At 64.9% G+C, this 17074-nt stretch carries 20 protein-coding genes; 8 read left to right on the top strand and 12 right to left on the bottom strand.

Annotated elements, in window-relative coordinates:
• Window positions 1-40: 40 nt before the first annotated feature.
• On the bottom strand, window positions 41-1240 hold the full coding sequence (locus tag ACNJYA_RS35400; protein ID WP_439401618.1) for an MFS transporter: 1200 nt from the start codon (window positions 1238-1240) through the stop codon (window positions 41-43).
• 186 nt (window positions 1241-1426) lie between these two features.
• Between ACNJYA_RS35400 and ACNJYA_RS35395 the strand changes: the two genes are divergently transcribed.
• The 3 genes from ACNJYA_RS35395 (at window position 1427) to ACNJYA_RS35385 (ending at window position 4355) form a co-directional block, all read left to right on the top strand.
• Window positions 1427-2230 carry an MBL fold metallo-hydrolase gene (locus ACNJYA_RS35395; protein WP_439401617.1) on the top strand — a complete coding sequence of 268 codons (804 nt, stop codon included), beginning with the start codon at window positions 1427-1429 and terminating at the stop codon, window positions 2228-2230.
• A 145-nt stretch (window positions 2231-2375) separates the two neighbouring features.
• Window positions 2376-3392: an alpha/beta fold hydrolase gene (locus ACNJYA_RS35390; protein ID WP_439401616.1), complete on the top strand. Its 1017-nt coding sequence runs from the start codon at window positions 2376-2378 to the stop codon at window positions 3390-3392.
• Between the two features lie 15 nt (window positions 3393-3407).
• Entirely contained in the window at window positions 3408-4355 is a 948-nt protein-coding gene (locus tag ACNJYA_RS35385) for a fatty acid desaturase (protein ID WP_260381070.1), read from the top strand.
• A gap of 56 nt (window positions 4356-4411) precedes the next feature.
• Here ACNJYA_RS35385 and ACNJYA_RS35380 read toward each other — a convergent pair whose 3' ends face one another.
• Complete coding sequence (locus tag ACNJYA_RS35380) at window positions 4412-4660, bottom strand: hypothetical protein (protein WP_027574962.1); 249 nt, start codon at window positions 4658-4660, stop codon at window positions 4412-4414.
• Window positions 4661-4797: 137 nt separating this feature from the next.
• Window positions 4798-5778: a helix-turn-helix transcriptional regulator gene (locus ACNJYA_RS35375; RefSeq protein ID WP_260381069.1), complete on the bottom strand. Its 981-nt coding sequence runs from the start codon at window positions 5776-5778 to the stop codon at window positions 4798-4800.
• Between the two features lie 86 nt (window positions 5779-5864).
• Between ACNJYA_RS35375 and ACNJYA_RS35370 the strand changes: the two genes are divergently transcribed.
• Window positions 5865-6509: a glutathione S-transferase family protein gene (locus ACNJYA_RS35370; protein WP_439401615.1), complete on the top strand. Its 645-nt coding sequence runs from the start codon at window positions 5865-5867 to the stop codon at window positions 6507-6509.
• A 9-nt stretch (window positions 6510-6518) separates the two neighbouring features.
• Here the strand turns inward: ACNJYA_RS35370 and ACNJYA_RS35365 are convergent, their stop codons facing one another.
• The 4 genes from ACNJYA_RS35365 to ACNJYA_RS35350 form a co-directional block, all read right to left on the bottom strand.
• Window positions 6519-7304 carry an enoyl-CoA hydratase/isomerase family protein gene (locus ACNJYA_RS35365; protein ID WP_260381067.1) on the bottom strand — a complete coding sequence of 262 codons (786 nt, stop codon included), beginning with the start codon at window positions 7302-7304 and terminating at the stop codon, window positions 6519-6521.
• Window positions 7305-7319: 15 nt separating this feature from the next.
• Window positions 7320-8426 (bottom strand): cyclic nucleotide-gated ion channel, encoded by a 1107-nt coding sequence (locus tag ACNJYA_RS35360; protein ID WP_439401614.1) that lies wholly within the window; start codon window positions 8424-8426, stop codon window positions 7320-7322.
• 160 nt (window positions 8427-8586) lie between these two features.
• A complete protein-coding gene (locus ACNJYA_RS35355) occupies window positions 8587-8805 on the bottom strand; it encodes a hypothetical protein (RefSeq protein WP_035997220.1) in 219 nt (72 codons plus the stop codon).
• A gap of 250 nt (window positions 8806-9055) precedes the next feature.
• Window positions 9056-10501 (bottom strand): TAXI family TRAP transporter solute-binding subunit, encoded by a 1446-nt coding sequence (locus ACNJYA_RS35350; RefSeq protein WP_439401613.1) that lies wholly within the window; start codon window positions 10499-10501, stop codon window positions 9056-9058.
• A gap of 398 nt (window positions 10502-10899) precedes the next feature.
• Between ACNJYA_RS35350 and ACNJYA_RS35345 the strand changes: the two genes are divergently transcribed.
• Entirely contained in the window at window positions 10900-11247 is a 348-nt protein-coding gene (locus tag ACNJYA_RS35345; protein ID WP_439403509.1) for a DUF3307 domain-containing protein, read from the top strand.
• A 193-nt stretch (window positions 11248-11440) separates the two neighbouring features.
• Window positions 11441-11836, top strand: a complete 396-nt coding sequence (locus ACNJYA_RS35340) for a hypothetical protein (protein ID WP_172787073.1) — start codon at window positions 11441-11443, stop codon at window positions 11834-11836.
• Here the strand turns inward: ACNJYA_RS35340 and ACNJYA_RS35335 are convergent.
• Window positions 11833-12147 carry a YkgJ family cysteine cluster protein gene (locus ACNJYA_RS35335; protein ID WP_172787074.1) on the bottom strand — a complete coding sequence of 105 codons (315 nt, stop codon included), beginning with the start codon at window positions 12145-12147 and terminating at the stop codon, window positions 11833-11835. The two genes, ACNJYA_RS35340 and ACNJYA_RS35335, sit on opposite strands and share 4 nt — an antisense overlap.
• 5 nt (window positions 12148-12152) lie before the next feature.
• The gene (locus ACNJYA_RS35330) at window positions 12153-12851 is read right to left on the bottom strand and encodes a helix-turn-helix transcriptional regulator (protein ID WP_025033709.1); all 699 of its coding nucleotides are present in this window, start codon (window positions 12849-12851) and stop codon (window positions 12153-12155) included.
• 127 nt (window positions 12852-12978) lie between these two features.
• Here ACNJYA_RS35330 and ACNJYA_RS35325 point away from each other — a divergent pair, with 127 nt between their 5' ends.
• Together ACNJYA_RS35325 and ACNJYA_RS35320 are read left to right on the top strand one after the other, a co-directional pair.
• Window positions 12979-13272 carry a hypothetical protein gene (locus ACNJYA_RS35325; protein WP_212260088.1) on the top strand — a complete coding sequence of 98 codons (294 nt, stop codon included), beginning with the start codon at window positions 12979-12981 and terminating at the stop codon, window positions 13270-13272.
• A 38-nt stretch (window positions 13273-13310) separates the two neighbouring features.
• Window positions 13311-14039: a glutathione S-transferase family protein gene (locus ACNJYA_RS35320; protein WP_172787076.1), complete on the top strand. Its 729-nt coding sequence runs from the start codon at window positions 13311-13313 to the stop codon at window positions 14037-14039.
• Between the two features lie 256 nt (window positions 14040-14295).
• Here the strand turns inward: ACNJYA_RS35320 and ACNJYA_RS35315 are convergent, their stop codons facing one another.
• From ACNJYA_RS35315 to ACNJYA_RS35305, 3 genes are all read right to left on the bottom strand, one after another.
• Window positions 14296-15447: an ABC transporter substrate-binding protein gene (locus tag ACNJYA_RS35315; protein ID WP_260381064.1), complete on the bottom strand. Its 1152-nt coding sequence runs from the start codon at window positions 15445-15447 to the stop codon at window positions 14296-14298.
• 90 nt (window positions 15448-15537) lie between these two features.
• Window positions 15538-15957 (bottom strand): acyl-CoA thioesterase, encoded by a 420-nt coding sequence (locus ACNJYA_RS35310; protein WP_172787078.1) that lies wholly within the window; start codon window positions 15955-15957, stop codon window positions 15538-15540.
• A 184-nt stretch (window positions 15958-16141) separates the two neighbouring features.
• Window positions 16142-16903 (bottom strand): SDR family NAD(P)-dependent oxidoreductase, encoded by a 762-nt coding sequence (locus ACNJYA_RS35305; protein ID WP_439364721.1) that lies wholly within the window; start codon window positions 16901-16903, stop codon window positions 16142-16144.
• Window positions 16904-17074: the final 171 nt, after the last annotated feature.

Below are 17074 nucleotides of genomic sequence, written 5' to 3'. Positions count from 1 at the left end.
GCGGGCAGTTTGCGCCGCGCCCGGCGTGCGGCGCTGTGGCTCAATACTTCTTCACCGCCGCGCCGAAAGTCAGCCATAGCGCGATCGACGCAAGGCCAAAGCCGCCAAGCAGCAGGAAGGTCGGCCCATAGCCGATCCATTGCGCGATCCAGCCGCCGAGGGCGGGACTAAGGCTGGCGCCGACGCCCTGCACGGTGATCACGGCGCCCTGGCCGAGATTGATGCGGCCGGTGCCGTTGAGCGAGCGCGCGACCATGCCGGGGACGGCGACGGTCTGCAGTCCGGTGCCGATGCCGTCGAGCACCTGCATCGGCACCACGCCCCACCATCCCGTGACGAAGAAGGCGAGCACGCCGCGGACCGGCAAGAACATGAAAGACACCAGGATCACCGGCCAGTAGTTGCGCTTGCTCGCGGCCTTCATCGCGATCAGCGACGTCACGGTCATCACGCCTTGTGCGATCACCACGGTGGTTGCGACGAAGCTCGGCCCGTTGGCTTGTCCCTCGGCGACCGCGGCAAGTCCGTACAGCGGCACGATCGCGGCATTGCCGAGATGGAACAGCGCGAGGGCGAGAGCCAGCACGAGCAGCGCCTTGTGCTTCAGCAGCATCGCCATCGCATCCGGCGGCGCCTTGGAATCGTCTTCCTTGCTGCCGCGCGCGGCACGGTCGTCGATCGCCTGGGCTGGAATCATCATGACGCAGGCGATGGCGATGGCACCGAACACGGCCGCCAGCGCGAACACGGCGACATAGCCGAACTTGTAGCCGAGATAGCCCGACAATGCGGCGCCAACCATGTTGCCGGCATGGTTGAAGGCCTGGTTGCGGCCGTTGAGCGCATTGAAGCCCTTCTGCTTGGCGATGCCGAGCGTGATGCCCGTGACCGCCGGCACGATTGCGGCGCTCGCCAGCGATTGCGCGACTTGCGAGAACGTCACCGCCCAGAAATTTTGCGAGATCAGGATGATCGCGGATGCGAGGACGACGCAGATGCCGGGAATGACGACCCAGAGCCGCTTGTTGCGGCTGGAATCGATGAAGCCGCCGATCGGCGTGGTGATCAGCATGCCGGCGACATTGCCGATGGTCATGGCGGTGCCGATCAGCCCGCTGGCCCAGCCGCGCTCCTGGAGGAACACCCCGACGAACGGCCCGATGCCCGACTGCATGTCGGCCATGAAGAAGTTGAGCGCGAACAGGGGCCAGATGCGAGACGTTGAAGGGCGCGATGTCATCGAGACGCTGAACTTGATGCTGCCGATCGAATCGGATCTCGCATGAGGCGGGGTCGGCGGGCGCTGCGGGTGCCCGAGGCGGACCAGAACTTAACCTGCTCTCATCGCATTGGTTCCGGTTGCTCTTGCGATCCGACGACTGCGACGTCATGTCTTGCAACGATGGATTCATGATGGATCACTGCAATGGCCTTCTGGACCTGCGCAACCTGCGGCGCTCAATTCCCGGATAGCAGAAATCCCCCTGCGGCCTGTCCGATCTGCGAGGACGAGCGCCAGTTCGTCGGCTGGAGCGGTCAGGCCTTCCTCACGCGCGAGGAGCTCGCGCGCGAGCACCGACTGGTGGTGCGCGACGATCTCGGCCTGACCGGGATCGGGATGGAGCCCAGCTTTGCCATTGGTCAGCGCGCGCTGCTGGTGCCCGACAGCAACGGCTGCGTGATGTGGGATTGCCTTCCGCTCGCGACCGATGGGGTCAACCAGCACGTCGCAGCACTCGGCGGCCTCAAGGCAATCGCGATCTCGCATCCGCATTACTATGGCGCGGCCGCCGACTGGAGCGACACGTTCGGCGGCGTGCCGGTCTATCTGCACGCCGACGATCGCGCCTTCGTCACGCGGCCTCATCCGGCGATCGTGCACTGGACCGGTGAAAGCCATCGCCTCTCCGACGACGTGCTGCTGCTGCGCACCGGTGGTCATTTCGCCGGCGCCACGGTGCTGCACTATGCGCATGGTGCGGACGGGAAGGGCGCGCTGCTCACGGGGGATATCGCGCAAGTCACGATGGACCGGCGCTTCGTCAGCTTCATGTATTCCTATCCGAACTACATGCCGCTCAACGCCGCCGCGGTGCGGCGCATTGCGTCAGGCGTCGAGCCGCTCGCTTTCGACCGGATCTACGGCGCCTGGTGGGGCCGTAACATCGCCAGCGGTGCCAAGGCCGCGTTTGCTGCGTCCGTCGCACGCTATCTCGCGGCCATCGCCTGAGCCGGGCTGAGGATCGGATTTATCTTGCCGCTCTCGAATAACTGTACTAAAGGTACATTATAAGGCAGAGCGGCGCGTCCGCGAAAGCCGGCATGATCGATGCATCGCGACGCAGAGAAGGCCGCCGTGAGCGGGAGCTGGGTGCATGACGGCGCAACGCGATTACGAGATTTTCAAGGCCGGCGACGTCACGCTCCAGTCCGGGACCGTGTTTCCCGCGCTGAAGCTCGCCTACAAGACCTACGGCACGCTGAGCGCCGACAGGGACAACGTCATTCTCTATCCGACCTCGTTCAGCGCGCAGCACACCGACATTGAATGGCTGATCGGTCCCGACGGCGTGCTCGATCCCACGCGTTATTTCATCATCATCCCGAACCTGTTCGGCAATGGCCTGTCATCCTCGCCCTCGAACACGCCCGCGCCCTTCCCCGAGGTGAGCTATCACGATGCCATCGCGGTCCAGCACCGGCTGCTCACCGAACGCTTCGGCATCTCGAAGCTTGCGCTGGTCTATGGCTGGTCGATGGGTGGCATGCAGGCCTATCACTGGTCGGCGCTGCATCCCGACATGGTCGCGCGCGCCGCGGTCGTCTGCGGCAGCGCCCGCTGTGCCCCCTACAACCACGTCTTCCTCGAAAGCGTGAAGGCCGCGCTCTCGACCGATCCCGCCTTCCGCGACGGCCGTTTCGTGGAAAGACCTGTCGCCGGCTATCGTGCCATGGGGCGCGTCTATGCCGGCTGGGCGATGTCGCACGGTTTCTATCGCGACGAAGTCTGGCGCGAAGCTGGCTTCACCTCACTCGAGGAATATCTCACCCGCGCCTGGGATGCGACCTTCGCGCGGCGCGATGCCAACGATCTTCTCGCGCAGATTGGCATCTGGCAGCGTGGCGACATCAGCCGCTGTGCGGCCTTCGCCGGCGATCTCGACCGCGCGCTGGCGGCGATCAAGGCCCACATGCTCCTGTTGCCTGGCGCGACCGACCGCTATTTCGACCTCCGCGATAACGAGGACGAGCTCGGCAAGCTCGTCAATGCAAAGTCAGCCGTGCTGCATCCGATCCCATCGCTGCATGGCCACCGCGCCGGCAACCCCGTCAACAATCCGCACGACCAGGCCTTCATCAAGGCCGAGATCGCCGAGCTTCTCCGCAAATAGGGCACGCAACCGATCATGAGCGACGCAACCAATTCGGACGCCGGCCATCGCCTGAAGCCGTTGACGCCGGCCACGCTGCGCGAATTGTCGGTTCGCTCCAACGTCAGAGGTTCGGTGCAGAGCCTCGGCCATTACGGCGCGATTATGCTGATGGGCGCGCTGATCTTTTTCGTTTCGTCGAGCTGGGGCGTGCTCTGGGCGCTGCCGCTGATGGTGGTGCAGGGCTATGTCGTCGCCTTCCTGTTCATGGCGGTGCACGAGACCGCGCACAAGACCGCGTTCAGGAGCCGCGGCCTCAATCTCGGCGTCGGTTATCTCTCGGCATTCATCATCGGGCTGCCTTACGAATATTACTGCCTGTTTCACTGGGACCATCATCGCTACACGCAGGATCCGGAAAGGGATCCCGAGCTGATCGTTGGCGTGAAGCCGACGTCCGACACCCAGCTTGCGCTCGCCTATAGCGGCCTGCTCCAGGTCGCCGGCCGTCTGCGGCTGATGCTGGGCCATGCGATCACCGGCAAGGTCGTCGTGCCATGGATACCCGAGAGCAAGCGCAGCACCATCGTGGCCGAGGCGCGGGCCTATGTCGCGCTCTACGCCCTGCTGCTCGCGCTCTCGCTGTGGTTCTCTTCAGCGCTGCTGCTCTGGGTCTGGATCGTGCCGCTGATCATCGGGCAGTGCTTCCTGCGGCCCTATCTCTATGCCGAGCATACCGGCTGCGACCGCACCCGCAGCGCCTTTCAGAACACCCGCACCACCTATACCGGTGCCATCGTCAAATGGTTCGCGTGGAACATGCCCTATCATGTCGAGCACCACGCTTATCCCTCGATCCCCTTTCACGCGCTGCCGAAGCTCAACGCGATCGTCGATGGCGAGATCGTCCATCGCGGCCGCGGCTACATCAGAACGACGCGCGAGACCTGGGCCTGGTTTCGCCGGCAGCGGCAGGCGGGCTAGCTCAATGCAAAACTCCGGCCGCGATGCGACCGGAGCTTTGTCGTGAAGGCGAGATATCAGTAGATCCCGTAGGCGCAGACATTCACGACGCGCACGCGCAGGCCGTGACGGGTCTGGACCAGGCGCTCCTGGTAGCAATTGCTGACGCCGGTGTTGACATAGACGCCGCCGAAGCCCCAGCCGGGACCCCAGTGATGACCCCAGTGGTGATGATGGAAGCCACCGGCCGAAGCGGCGGTGGGCGCGAGAGCGGCAACGCCGAGCGAACCGGCGGCGATCAGACCAAGTGCAAGCTTACGAAACATCTTCATTCTCCATTCGGCGCTAGGGCCAGTGTTGCGTCCCTGGCTTTCGGTCGAGACGAGACGCGATCGCGTTCATGGCAGGCGCGAAGAATCGTGTTTCAGGAATGTTTCGTCGGCTGCAGCAAAATGTGCCGCGATCAGGCTTTGCGCGCCGCGGGATAGCGCGCGGCCATCGCTTGCGTCATCTCGGCCATCTTGTCGCGGAGATCGGCGGGTTCCAGCACTTCGGCCTCCGGGCCAAGCCGCAGCAGTTCGGCCGCTGCGTGCCACGACGTCTTGCCGACCGGGACGCGCGCAATGCGCCAGCCGTCTGCGTCGGTCGTCTCCTCGAGCTGCGTGCGCGCCTTGACGTAGGGCTGGCTCAGCGCGTCGAGCAGCTTGACGCCGAACGGCGACAGCCGGACGATCGCGACATTGGGATGCATCTCGGCTTCGAGACGAAGTGTCGCAGCGTGCCAGTAAGCAGCGAGATCGAAATCGGCGGGGCGGTCGAAGCGGTCATCGAGCGCCGCGCAGTCGAGCACGCGTGCGACGCGATAGGTGCGCACGCTGCCGTCGACTTGTCCTGCGAGATACCAACTGCCGCCCTTCAGCACGAGGCCGAGCGGTGCGACACGGCGCTGCTTTTCCGCACGCCAGCTCTGGTACCGAATCCTGATCAGCGTCCCGCGCAGCACCGCGCCGGCGATGGTGCGCAGGTGCTTCGGGTCTTCCGCTTCGCCGAACCAGCCGGGCGCGTCCAGGTGGAAACGCTCCTGCATCCGCCCGGCATCCTCGCGCAAATTCGCAGGCAGGGCCGCCATCAGCTTGTTTTGGGCGGCGATCATCGCGGCATCGAGCCCGAGCGCCGCGGCCGGGCCTGGCAACCCCGCCAGGAACAGCGCGCCGGCCTCGCTCTGCGACAGCCCGTTCAGCCGCACGCGATAGCCGTCGAGCAGGCGATAGCCGCCTTCCGCGCCACGGTCGGCGTAAACGGGAACGCCGGACGCCGCGAGCGCGTCGATGTCGCGATAGATCGTGCGCACCGACACTTCGCAGGCCTCCGCGAGTTCGGGCGCGGTGACCTGTCCCCTGGCCTGGAGGGTGGTGAGGATCGACAGCATCCGGCTCGCGCGCATGATCCCTTAAACCATACCTGACACAGGATGTCAGGTATGGTTCGCTACAAGGCTCGCCTCGCCAGACGGCACCGAGGAGACCCGCCATGACCGATTCGAACCGCATCACGCTGTATTATTCGCCCCAGACGCGCGCCACCGGGACGCGGGTGCTGCTGGAGGAGCTGGGTGCGCCCTACGATCTCCATGTCCTCAACATGAAGGCCGGCGAGCAGCGCAAGCCCGCCTATCTCGCCATCAACCCGCTCGGCAAGGTGCCTGCGGTTCGCCACGGCGAGGCGCTGGTGACCGAGCAGGTTGCGATCACCATCTATCTCGCCGATCTGTTCCCGCAGGCGGGGTTGACGCCCGCTCTGAACGATCCGCTGCGCGGGCCTTATCTGCGCTGGATCGCCTATTACGGGTCGTCGTTCGAGCCGGCCTTGATCGACAAGTTCATGCAGCGTGAGCCAGCGCCGATCACGCAATCGCCTTATGCCGATTACGATACGATGCTGGGTGCGCTCGAGGCCCAGCTGGCGAAAGGACCCTATCTGCTCGGCGAGCGCATGACGGCGGCGGACGTATTGTGGGGCGTCGCCTTCAGCTGGACCATGATGTTCGGCATCGTGCCGAAGAAGGACGTCTTCGTCCGTTACGCCGACCGCATGACGGCGCGGCCGGCGTTCCAGCGCATCACCGCGGCGGATGAGGAGATGGCGGCGCAGCATGCCGCTGTGGCGGGCGGATGAGGGGGCGCTTCAAAACCGCGGTGCCCGCTTCTCGGCGAATGCCTTGATGCCTTCCTTGATCTCGTCGCCGCGCATGCTGTCGCGGTGGCGCCGGTCGGCGGCGGCTTCGTCGAGCTCGCCGCGGGCGAACTCGTTGATCGCGCGCTTCATGCCGCGCATCGCCTGCGGCGCGTTGCCGGCGAGGATCGCAGCGAGCTTGTCGACCTCCTCGTCCAGGAATTCGATCGGCACCATCGCCGTGAGATAGCCGATGCGCAGCATCTCCGGCGCGCTGATCTTCTGCGCGGTCAGGAACAGCTTCTTCGCATTGTCGACGCCGAGGCGGGTGACGTAGCGTTTGATCCCGCTCGGGTAATAATGCAGGCCGAGCCGCGCCGCCGGCATGAACATTTCCGCGGTATCGACGCCGATGCGGAAATCGCAAGCGAGTGCGAGGTCGGTCGAGCCGCCATAGACCCCGCCATTGAGCCGACAGATCGTTGGTACGCCGAGATCCTCGAGCCGGTTGACCACCGCCTCGAAGGCGGAGCCCGCGCTTTGCTGCTCGCTCGCGCTGACCGCGCGTTCCGCCACCGAATTGAGATCGTAGCCGGCGGAGAAGGCGCGCCCGGTTCCGGTCAGCACCAGCACGTGAATTGCGGGGTCGGCCTCGATCCGGTCGAACAGTCTGACGAGCTCGTCGAGATCCTCCGCCTGCAGCCGGTTGAGATGTTTCGGCCGGTTGAGGCGGATGGTGGCGCGGGCGCCGGTGACTTCGAGCAGCGGGCCGGTGGCTGCGTCGGCTGTGTCCGACATTCTTGTCTCCATTACTTACTTGTTTTCGTGCGCGCGCCGCTTTGCTTCCGCATCGATGGTTTCGGCGAGATCCGGATGCCGTGCCATCAGCACGCGGAAATCGACGAGGTCGAGCACCAGCAGCTGCGACACCTTCGTGGTCGAGACGTTGGCCCCGCGCTTGTTGTTGCCGAGCAGCGCCATCTCGCCGAAGAAGGCGCCTTCGCCGAGCTGCACCTTCTTGCCGGGCAGATCGACCTCGACCTCGCCGGCGGCGATGAAATACATGCAGTCGCCCTGCGCACCTTTGCGGATGATCGTGGTGCGCGCCGGCAGCTCGATGGTGCGCAGCATGTGGGTGACGTCGGCGATCGCCGCCGGTCCCAGGGTTGCGAAGAACGGCACCTTGCTGACGGATTCCCAGGTCTTGAGGAAATTGTCGCGCCGTGTCTCCGCGGCAAAGCCGGTCGCCAGGATACCGGTCCAGAGGCCGAACACGCCGAGGCCCGAGATCATCACCAGCGCTGCCACCAAGCGGCCAAGCGGGGTGACCGGCACGACGTCGCCATAGCCGGTCGTGGTCAGGGTCACCACCGCCCACCACAATGCGCTCGGGACGCTGCCGAATGTCTGCGGCTGCACGTCCCGCTCCAGGAAATATTCAGCGACGGAGGCGAGGAAGACCACCATCAGGAAGATCACGAGCACGCTGACTAACGGCCCCGATTCCAGCACCAGAACGCGGCGCAGCTGCCGCAGGCCGGGAATGCCCGGCACCACCTTCAGCACCCAGAGCACGCTGAGCAACCAGGCCGTCTTCGGCTCGACGCCGAGGAGAAGCGCGGCCGGTACGGCCAGCGCCCCGATCGCATCGACGATGCCGGCGGAGGAGGAGACGTAGAGCGAAAGCCGCCCTTGCCGCGCCATATGGCGCAGCCGCACCAGCCATTCGAACACGAAATAGGCGAGGCAGGTCCAGAGCAGGGCGCCGACCCAGCCCCACGCCTCTTTGGCCCGGTTGTCCGTCAGCAGCACCATGCCGAGCACGCCGACGGTCACCGCGACATAGGCCGCCTTGGTCATGTTGCGGCCGGCCGTGGCGGCCGCGAACTGGGCCAGAGCGGAGATCAGCGGCTTGGACATGCGAAGAAGGCTATTCGGTCTCGGGGCAGGTCTCGAGGCCCCGGATGGACGTCGGCGCCAAAGTGCCTGCCCGGGCGGAGGCCGTCAACGACGGTGCAGGTCGTTTTGCCGGCGTCACTGCGCCGGGCCCGCCGTCGGTGCCGCCATCGCCGGCGGGGTGCTACCTGAAATGTGGCGGCTCGTCGTAGCCGCGGCGACTGCTGAAGAACAGCAGCACCATCAGCCCGACGCCGACGATGACGGAAAACCCCGCGCCCAGCGCCAGTGCCACATAGCCTTCCGTCGGGATCGGCTCACCTTCGACCGCCATTGCGGAATAGGCGAAGTAGCCGGCCGCCGCCAGCATTGCCAGAAGGAGGATGATGAGGAGTGCACGCATGCCGCGTTCTCCGGTTGCAACCGGAAACCAACGGTTGCGAATGGGCAGGGTTCCAGGCGGCTGATCGGACGGGAAGCCTCCGTGTCGTGCCCCGGACGCGGCGCAGCACGAAGTGATGCGTCGCAGAGCCGGGGCCCATGTGGCAACGCATACCGTGGTCGGTTCCTGGGTCCCGGCTCAGCGCTGCAACGCCTTCGGCATTGCAGCTTGTCCGGGACACGAAAGTTTCTACTTGTCCAATCCGGCGGTATCAGGCGCTCTGGGCGGTCTTCACCACCACGACGTTGCTGTCGTCCAGCGGAGCCGGCCCGGCATCGCGCCCCGTCTTGTCAGCCTCGCCGGCATGACGTTTCAGATAGTCGCGGCGCATGCCGATCTCGTCGCGGACGAACTCGTAGCCGAGCTTGAAGGTGTCGAGCCCGTCGGTACTGATCGTGCCGTCCCTGAGGCCGATGACGGCACCGCGCAAGATGGTCTCGAGCTCATCCTGGAGACATTCGAGCTGATCCAGCGAGTGGGCGTGCTCGATCCGCTCGCCGATGTCGAGGATGGCGGTCGAGAGCTCGCTGGCCTTCTCCGGCGCGATACGGGTGATCTTGGCGTAGATCGCGGCGAAGATCGAGCCGATGATGCTGAGCGCTGCGGCGCCCAGATACATCAGGTCGCTGTATTTATCCATGAACGACTTGGTATCGTCGTTGATGTAGTCGGCGGCGCCCCGATGCGCGATCACGAAGGCGTCCTTCTCGACCGAGGCCGGCTCGATCCTGGTGGCAAAGCCGTTGTCGAGCCCGAGCGCCGACTTGTTCTCGTAGACGATGCGCGCGAGCTCGCCGGCCGTGGTCGGGGACATCCTGGATTGCGCGACCAGCAGCCATTCGAGCCCGATCGTGTCGAGATCGTCGTCGGGAATCTGCGGGGACGTCGACACCGAGCCCGCTGTCACGGTCTCGTCGGAAATGCCGGGGAATTTGCGCGCCAGCGTCTTGGCTTCGTCGATGGCGTTCAGCGTGAAGCCGCCGCGCTTGGCGGCTTGCTCGTAGGATTTGTCCCGGATCGCCTTCGAAGCGTGGACGATGGCGATCACTGCGCTGAAGCCGTTTGCCGGGGCAAACAGCTTGTCGAGCGTCGCGCCCTGCGGCGCCATCTGGATTTTCGCAGCCTCGGGACCATCGGGGACGTCGAGGATGCTGCGCACGAAGGCGAGCGAGGATTCGTTCTCGGCGACGACGGCGACTTTCTTCTTCTTCAATTCGGCGAGCGACTTGATCTTCTTGTTGCCGGGACCGAGCAGGAGCACGAGATCGTGCTCGAGGATCGCGAGTGTGCGCGCCCGCAGCGGCACCTTTGCGTCCGTGCGCAGCACGGCGAGGTCGGCCTGCTTGCGGTCGAACTGCGCGAGCGCCTTGGCATTGTCGGCGTTGCTGACGATGTTGATCCGGAAGCGCGATGCGTTGTTCTTGAGGAGGGCGGCGAGCTTGGCTGCGAACAGCGCCTCGTCGCTGTTGGGACCGCCGACGGCGAAGGTCAGCGTCTCCGAATTGTGCACCAGCGTGCGGCCGGCCCAGACGGTGGCAAGCGACAGCAGCAGGGTCAGCACGACGTATAGGAAAACCTGCTGCTGGTTGGTCTTGATCACCTTGGGACGCCGGGGCGGTGGCACGGTCGGCGATGCAGTGGGGCCTTCAGTACTCATGGCAGCACTCTGGCCTTATCGTTTGGATGACGGCGCCTGGCTTGGAAGCGCAGCCGGCCCGGTAATTCGTAAACGCCTGAAAAAAGAACGTTATTCCCGATCGCCGATGATAGCGCGAAGGGAGCCGAATGCAAATTTCGAGCCGGAGGTAACCTTACTCGAGATGTCCGCGGCGATTGGTCATCCTATCACCAGTTAGCCACACTTGGCGATTTTCCAGTTCCACCCGGCTGCATTCCGCCGCGGGAGATGTCATAAATCACGCGTCCCGGCGATTTGACCGGTCCAAGAAGAAGTTGCGCTGAACGCTCCAATTCTTCTCGTCACGTCAATGAGGCGTCAGCTTGTCGTTTCCACCCATGTCATCGGCGATTCCGGTTGAAGCGCTCATTGGCTGGATGTCGCTGCTCACCTTCAAGCACGTCATCGCCGATTTCGTTCTTCAAACCGCCTGGATGGCGCACGGCAAGGACCAGAAGCATGGCTGGGCCCTGCCGCTCCTGGTGCACTGCCTGGTCCACCTTGCCGTCGCGCTGCCGCTGATCGTGATGGTGGCGCCGAGATTCTGGTTCGTCGCCTTCATCGACTTCGCGATCCACATCACGATCGACCGCGCCAAGGGATTCGTCTCCGCCAATTTCGGCGTCGACCTCGCCCATCCCTGGTTCTGGACCCTGATCGGCGTCGACCAGGCGCTGCATCACCTGACCGGCTTCGGCCTCTCCATCTTCATGGCGGCGAACTGAGGCCTGCGGCCCAGTGGCCAGACGTGGATGGCCGGGACAAGTCCCGGCCATGACGCTGTGGTGGCGTTTGCGCTCCACTGCGCCACTCTGATTCACGGCAAGGGCGCAAGCACCCCGGGTGACTACCGGGCAGCGTGGTTAACCTTTCGTTAGAGAATTGCGCTGCATCTTCCCCACACGAGGGAGAACTGCAATGTTTTCAAGCCGCGATGCCTTTGAAAGCGATTTCTGCCCGGTCCGCGACGAGCTCCTTGGCGAGATGTATCGCGCCAGCGAGAGTGGCCTGCCGAGGCTGGTTGAGAGTGTTTCCCCTGACGTGCGCGCCAGGCTGGCGCTGTTCTGCTACCACCGCAGCCATTTGCACTCGCTGGCGGTCGCGATCGCAGCGAGCTGCAGCGAGCGCGACCTGATCGAGAATGGCGGCCGCGTCGGCTCGACGCTCTTCGCGCTGTCGCGCGAACGCACGGCGAAAGCTTCAACGTCGCTGTCGGGAGGGCGCAAGCCGATCACGCTGTCGACCAAGCCGCTCTCGGTGCTTGCACCGCTCGATGACGAGCTCGACGACGAGATCGAAGCGGTTCCGGCCTAAGAGATCTCGATAACGGGCAGGCCGAACTTCCGCCGCGCCATCGCGCATTCGGCGTCGCCCGGCATGCAGGTGCGGCACACCTCCGGCCGCACGTCATAGATACCGCAGGCCGTCGTCTTTCCGATCTCGCCTTGCAACGCCGCGCAGCGATCGCCCTCGCAGCGCATGCCCGATTGCCGGTCGTTGACGAGCGCCGCCGGGATCAGCGCAAGCTCCTCGTCGCTCTCGATCGAGAAGCGCGGCCAGTTCTGCGAATAGCCGCAGCAGGCACCGCAGCCCTGGCAACAGCTCGACAGCTCGGTCTCGTCCATCGTCCTCACGTGTCCTTCGGCGGACCCCAGACCAGGCTCTGCCGCCATCTCGCGCGCAGCACGTCGCGCCGCTCCGGGTATTTCTCGTCGAGATAGGTCGCCTCGACCACGCGGTCGGTGCGGAAGCTGCGGAAGTCGCCGCGCAGCTCGCACCAGGCCGCCAGCAGCCGCACCGCTTCGAGATAGCCGACCGAGATCGGCCAGATCATGCGCTCGCTGGGGCGGCCCTGCTCGTCACGATAACGCAGCATGATCTTCTTGCCTTCGTGGATCTGGGTGCGGGTGCGCGCCATGTCCAGGCGGTCGGGTTCCCGGTTCCAGCTCGGCCGCGCCCGGCTCGCCGGCTCCAGCACGAAGGGGCGCAGGCGCTCCGGCACGGTGTCGGCGATCTTGGCCATCAAGTCTTCGGCCGCGCGCGCCAGCGCGGAATCGGCGTGCCCGGCGACCCATTGCGCGCCCAGCACGGCCGCCTCGATCTCGTCGGGCGTCAGCATCAAGGGCGGCAGGTCGAAACCCTTTTCCAGGATGTAACCCATGCCGGCTTCGCCGCGGATCGGCACGCGCTGGCCGATCAGGGTTGCGATGTCGCGATAGATGGTGCGCTTCGAAGTCTCGAGCTCGGCCGCGATCGCGTCCGCCGTCAACGGCTTACGCGTGCGTCTCAGCACCTGGATGATTTGAAACAGCCGGTCGGCGCGTCTCATGACAGGTCTCTTGTCGCTGCTTTTTCTAAGGTGGTGTTTTCAGAAGGCGGCGCGCGGCTGCTGACAGGATGTTGGCAGCAGGGGAGTTCTATACCGGGACAACACATCGACTGAAGAGGATTTGTCCATGATCATTCCAACCCATTTCGGCCAGGCCGGCCCGTTGTGGCGGAGCCAGCCTTTCCAGGTCCAGCCTTTCCAGGTCAAGGCACGGCAGGCTTGGGCCTTCAGCCGCCTCGTCTCGCTTGACGTCACAACAATTGTCGACCTCCGCCTTGCGCTCGCGACCGCCGCGACGCGATCGCTGGTCCATGCTGCGGACGCGCTGGTCCGCCATGTGATGGGCCGCGCCTGGCGAGGGGCCCGCTTCGCAGAAGATATCACGGCTGCTGCCACCATGGTGGCAGCAGCCGGCCGCTAGGTTCCTTCCACTCGTTCGACAGGTTCAGGAGAGCTTGCATGATCACGCTTTACGGCTTTGGCGCCGGCTTCGGCCTGCCGGAAATCAGCCCCTTCGTCACCAAGACCGAGGTGCAGCTCAAGATGGCAGGACTGCCTTACCGGAAAGAGCGGGCGATGCCGCCGGCTTCGCCCAAGGGGCAGCTGCCCTTCATCGACGACGGCGGCGAGGCTGTGGCCGATTCCACGTTCATCCGGGCCCATATCGAGCGCCGCTACGGCTTCGATTTCGACGCCGGCCTCTCCCTGGCTGAGCGCGCGCAGGCCTGGGCGTTCGAGCGCATGATCGAGCATCACGTCTATTGGGCACTGGTCGGCGCGCGCTGGGTCGATCCGGTCAATTTCGCCAAGGGTCCTGCGCATTTCTTCGACGGCGCGCCCGAGCACAATCGCGAGAAGCTGCGCGAGGATGCGCAGTTCCGCGTCGCCGAGAACTATCTGCTCTCCGGTCTCGGCCGTCACGCGCCGGATGACGACGTCGATCTTGCCGTGCGTTCGCTGTTCGCGCTGTCGGTGCAGCTCGGCGACAAGGCGTACCTGATGGGCAACAGGCCCTGCGGCGTCGACGCGACCGCCTTCGGCGCGCTGGCCGGAATCCTGACGCCGTTCTTCGAATCCGCCTTGCGCGAGCGCACAGAGGGATTTCCGAACCTCACCGCCTATGTCGACCGCATGATGGACGATTATTATCCGGAGTTCGCCTGGACCCCGCTGCGGCAGGCGGCGTAGCCCCGGTGCATCGGCAGACCCGGTGTAACCTCTCCCGCTTTCGGGAGAGGTCGGCGCGAAGCGCCGGGTGAGGGCTTTCTCCTCTGGGGATTGTCTCTGCAGGCCTCGGACGGTCCCAACGCGGAGGCACCCTCTCCCCAACCCTCTCCCGCAAGCGGGAGAGGGGGCGCAGGAACGCTCGTAGCCGCAGCTCGATCCACACATGAAAAGAGCCGGCCCATCGGGCCGGCTCTCGTCGCCTCAAATCTCGCTACGCCTACTTCACCAGCGTGTACTTGCCGTCCTTCACGGTGAGCAGGATGCGCGAACGCTCGTCGAGGCCGTAGCGGTCCTTTTCGGTGAAGTTGTAGACGCCCTGGCTCGCCGCGAGTTCCTTCTCCGTCAGCAAGGCCTGGCGGATCGCTTCGCGGAATTCCGGCGTGCCGGGTTTTGCGGTCTTCAGCGCGGTCGGGATGATGCGCTTGAGGATCTCGAAGGCATCGTAGGAGTGACCTGCGAACTGGCTGCGGCTGTTCGGGCCATATTTGGCCTCATAGGCCGAGTTGAGCGCGAGACCCGGCTTCTTGGTGGCGGCTTCATCCGGCTGGTCCTCGGGATCCATGACGGGACCGGAGGCCATCAGCACGCCCTCGGCCGCTTTGCCGGCGATGCGGATGAAGTCCATGCTGGCGGCGCCATGGGTCTGGTAGATCAGGCCCTTGTAGCCGCGTTCGCGCAGCTCGGTCTGCGGCAGCGCGGCCGCGGTGCCGGAGGCACCGACCAGGATGGCATCGGGATTGGCGGCGACGAGCTTGAGCACCTGGCCGGTCACCGAAGTGTCGGGACGGGCGAAGCGCTCCTCGTCGACGATGGTCATGCCCATCGGCACGGCCTGCGCCTTCAAATCGTTGAACCAGAGGTCGCCGTAGGAATCGGAATAGCCGATGTAACCGAGCGTCTTCACGCCCTTGGCCTTCATGTGGTCGTACAGCACCTTGCCGACGATCGGAATCGGCTGCGGCATCGCCACCGACCACTTCATGCGCTCGGGCGTGATCGGGAACGGCGCCAGACCAAAGTGCGGGATACCGGCTTCATTGGCGACGTTGGAGACAGCAATGGTCGGCGGCGTCAGCGCCGAGCCCATGATGATGTCGGCCTTGGATTCGGTGACGAAGCGGCGGGCGTTGGTGGTGGCGGTGGTGGGATCGCCGCCGTCGTCGAGCACGATCACCTTCAGCGGCACGCCGCCGATCTCCTTCGGCACGAATTCCAGCGCGTTGCGCTCGGGAATGCCGAGGGCTGCACCCGGGCCGGTCGTGGTGGTGGTGATGCCGATGGTGACTTCGCTGGTCTGGGCCAGCGCGGGCAGCACTGGCAGCGCCAGCGCAGCCGCAGTGATGGCAGCGGTCAAATAAAAGCGTTTCATCTATTCCTCCCTTGACGTGTTTATTTGAAAGCAGAAATCGCGGGGTAATTCAGCCCCCTCTTTCGGTGATGCGGCGATTTAGCTCCGGACTTAACTCCCCGTGAATTTGGTGACCATTTCCGCCGGGAATGGTGCGGATTTCAGCTTGTCGGGATTATCGGGATCGCGGCCGACCAGGACGCGGGTCTCGAAACCCTCGATCGCGAGCGCCTCGCCCTTGTAGACGTTGTGCTTCACCTCGAAGCTCGAGCGCTTGATGCTCTCGATTCTGGTCTCGATGGTGATCCAGTCGCCATAGGTCGAAGGGATGTAGAACTTGGCCCGCGTGTCGACCATGGGGATGCCCACCAGGCCGTATTTGCGGACCAGGTCCTGCTTGGAGAAGCCGGCGGCCTCGAACAGGGTCGAGGTCGAATCGTCGAACATCGCGAAATAGCGCGGGTAATAGACGATGTTGGCGGGGTCGCAATCGCCCCACTGGATCTGGACCTCGCGCCGGTTCACGAACATGGCTTATGCATCCACTAGCGCTGTGCCACACCTCTCCCGGAGGGAGAGGTCGAATTGCGCAGCAATTCGGGTGAGGGATTCCAGTCCCTCGATAGGGCAGGGCCCCTCACCCGGCGCTGCGCGCCGACCTCCTCCCAATGGGAGAGGTAAGGTCGAAGTCGCTGCTGCAATCCCGCTCATCAGTTTACTTCGGCGCCATGCGCAGCGATCCGTCGAGGCGCACCACTTCGCCGTTCAGATAGGCGTTCTCGACCATGTGCAGCGCGAGCGCGGCGAACTCGTCGGCCTGGCCGAGCCGGCGCGGGAAGGGGATGGCGGCGGCGAGCGAGTCCTGGGCCTCCTGCGGCAGGTTCGCGAGCAGCGGCGTCAGGAACAGGCCGGGCGCAATCGTCAGCACGCGGACGCCGAACTGCGCGAGCTCGCGCGCGATCGGCAGCGTCATGCCGACGATGCCGCCCTTGGAGGCCGAATAGGCGGATTGGCCGATCTGGCCGTCATAGGCGGCAACGGAGGCAGTGTTGATGATGACGCCGCGCTCGCCGGTCGCCTGCGGCTCCAGCTTGGACATTTCGGTGGCGGCCAGACGCAGCATGTTGAAGGTGCCGATCAGGTTGACCTTGATCACCTTGTCGAAATCGGCAAGCGCCATCGGACCGTCGCGGCCGACCACGCGCTTGGCAACGCCGATGCCGGCGCAATTGACCAGCACGCGCGCCGGGCCATGGGCCTTGATCGCCTGCGCGATCGCGGCTTCAGCGGAGGCGGCATCCGAGACGTCGCAGGTGACGGCAACGCCCTTGATCTCGGCGGCAACGGATTCCGCAAGCTTGGTGTTGAGGTCGCACACCGCGACCTTGGCGCCCTGCGCGGCCAGCTTTCTTGCGGTGGCCGCGCCAAGTCCTGATGCGCCGCCGGTGACGATGGCTGCCTGATCCTTCAACAACATGGCGTTCTCCTTTGATCGTTCTTATTAGGTGCGACCGGATCGGCCGGTCTGCTCCCTCTCCCCGTTCTTACGGGGAGAGGGTTGGGGTGAGGGGCTTGCTTCCGCGAATGCGGTGGCAGTGGGACTCGCGGCGGCTCCCCGTCACCCGAATTTGCGCTTTGCGCAAATTCG

The organism is Bradyrhizobium sp. BLXBL-01 (genome assembly GCF_051853025.1).
In the GTDB taxonomy this organism is placed as follows: Bacteria; Pseudomonadota; Alphaproteobacteria; order Rhizobiales; family Xanthobacteraceae; genus Bradyrhizobium.
The sequence above is the reverse complement of the archived record's forward strand: the minus strand, read 5'-3'. Positions and strand labels throughout refer to the sequence as shown.

Coding starts and splice junctions, on each gene's coding strand:
- ACNJYA_RS35400 (WP_439401618.1), bottom strand. CDS start 1,240: ATGACATCGCGCCCTTCAACGTCTCGCATCTGGCCCCTGTTCGCGCTC.
- ACNJYA_RS35395 (WP_439401617.1), top strand. CDS start 1,427: ATGGCCTTCTGGACCTGCGCAACCTGCGGCGCTCAATTCCCGGATAGC.
- ACNJYA_RS35390 (WP_439401616.1), top strand. CDS start 2,376: ATGACGGCGCAACGCGATTACGAGATTTTCAAGGCCGGCGACGTCACG.
- ACNJYA_RS35385 (WP_260381070.1), top strand. CDS start 3,408: ATGAGCGACGCAACCAATTCGGACGCCGGCCATCGCCTGAAGCCGTTG.
- ACNJYA_RS35380 (WP_027574962.1), bottom strand. CDS start 4,660: ATGTTTCGTAAGCTTGCACTTGGTCTGATCGCCGCCGGTTCGCTCGGC.
- ACNJYA_RS35375 (WP_260381069.1), bottom strand. CDS start 5,778: ATGCGCGCGAGCCGGATGCTGTCGATCCTCACCACCCTCCAGGCCAGG.
- ACNJYA_RS35370 (WP_439401615.1), top strand. CDS start 5,865: ATGACCGATTCGAACCGCATCACGCTGTATTATTCGCCCCAGACGCGC.
- ACNJYA_RS35365 (WP_260381067.1), bottom strand. CDS start 7,304: ATGTCGGACACAGCCGACGCAGCCACCGGCCCGCTGCTCGAAGTCACC.
- ACNJYA_RS35360 (WP_439401614.1), bottom strand. CDS start 8,426: ATGTCCAAGCCGCTGATCTCCGCTCTGGCCCAGTTCGCGGCCGCCACG.
- ACNJYA_RS35355 (WP_035997220.1), bottom strand. CDS start 8,805: ATGCGTGCACTCCTCATCATCCTCCTTCTGGCAATGCTGGCGGCGGCC.
- ACNJYA_RS35350 (WP_439401613.1), bottom strand. CDS start 10,501: ATGAGTACTGAAGGCCCCACTGCATCGCCGACCGTGCCACCGCCCCGG.
- ACNJYA_RS35345 (WP_439403509.1), top strand. CDS start 10,900: ATGTCGCTGCTCACCTTCAAGCACGTCATCGCCGATTTCGTTCTTCAA.
- ACNJYA_RS35340 (WP_172787073.1), top strand. CDS start 11,441: ATGTTTTCAAGCCGCGATGCCTTTGAAAGCGATTTCTGCCCGGTCCGC.
- ACNJYA_RS35335 (WP_172787074.1), bottom strand. CDS start 12,147: ATGGACGAGACCGAGCTGTCGAGCTGTTGCCAGGGCTGCGGTGCCTGC.
- ACNJYA_RS35330 (WP_025033709.1), bottom strand. CDS start 12,851: ATGAGACGCGCCGACCGGCTGTTTCAAATCATCCAGGTGCTGAGACGC.
- ACNJYA_RS35325 (WP_212260088.1), top strand. CDS start 12,979: ATGATCATTCCAACCCATTTCGGCCAGGCCGGCCCGTTGTGGCGGAGC.
- ACNJYA_RS35320 (WP_172787076.1), top strand. CDS start 13,311: ATGATCACGCTTTACGGCTTTGGCGCCGGCTTCGGCCTGCCGGAAATC.
- ACNJYA_RS35315 (WP_260381064.1), bottom strand. CDS start 15,447: ATGAAACGCTTTTATTTGACCGCTGCCATCACTGCGGCTGCGCTGGCG.
- ACNJYA_RS35310 (WP_172787078.1), bottom strand. CDS start 15,957: ATGTTCGTGAACCGGCGCGAGGTCCAGATCCAGTGGGGCGATTGCGAC.
- ACNJYA_RS35305 (WP_439364721.1), bottom strand. CDS start 16,903: ATGTTGTTGAAGGATCAGGCAGCCATCGTCACCGGCGGCGCATCAGGA.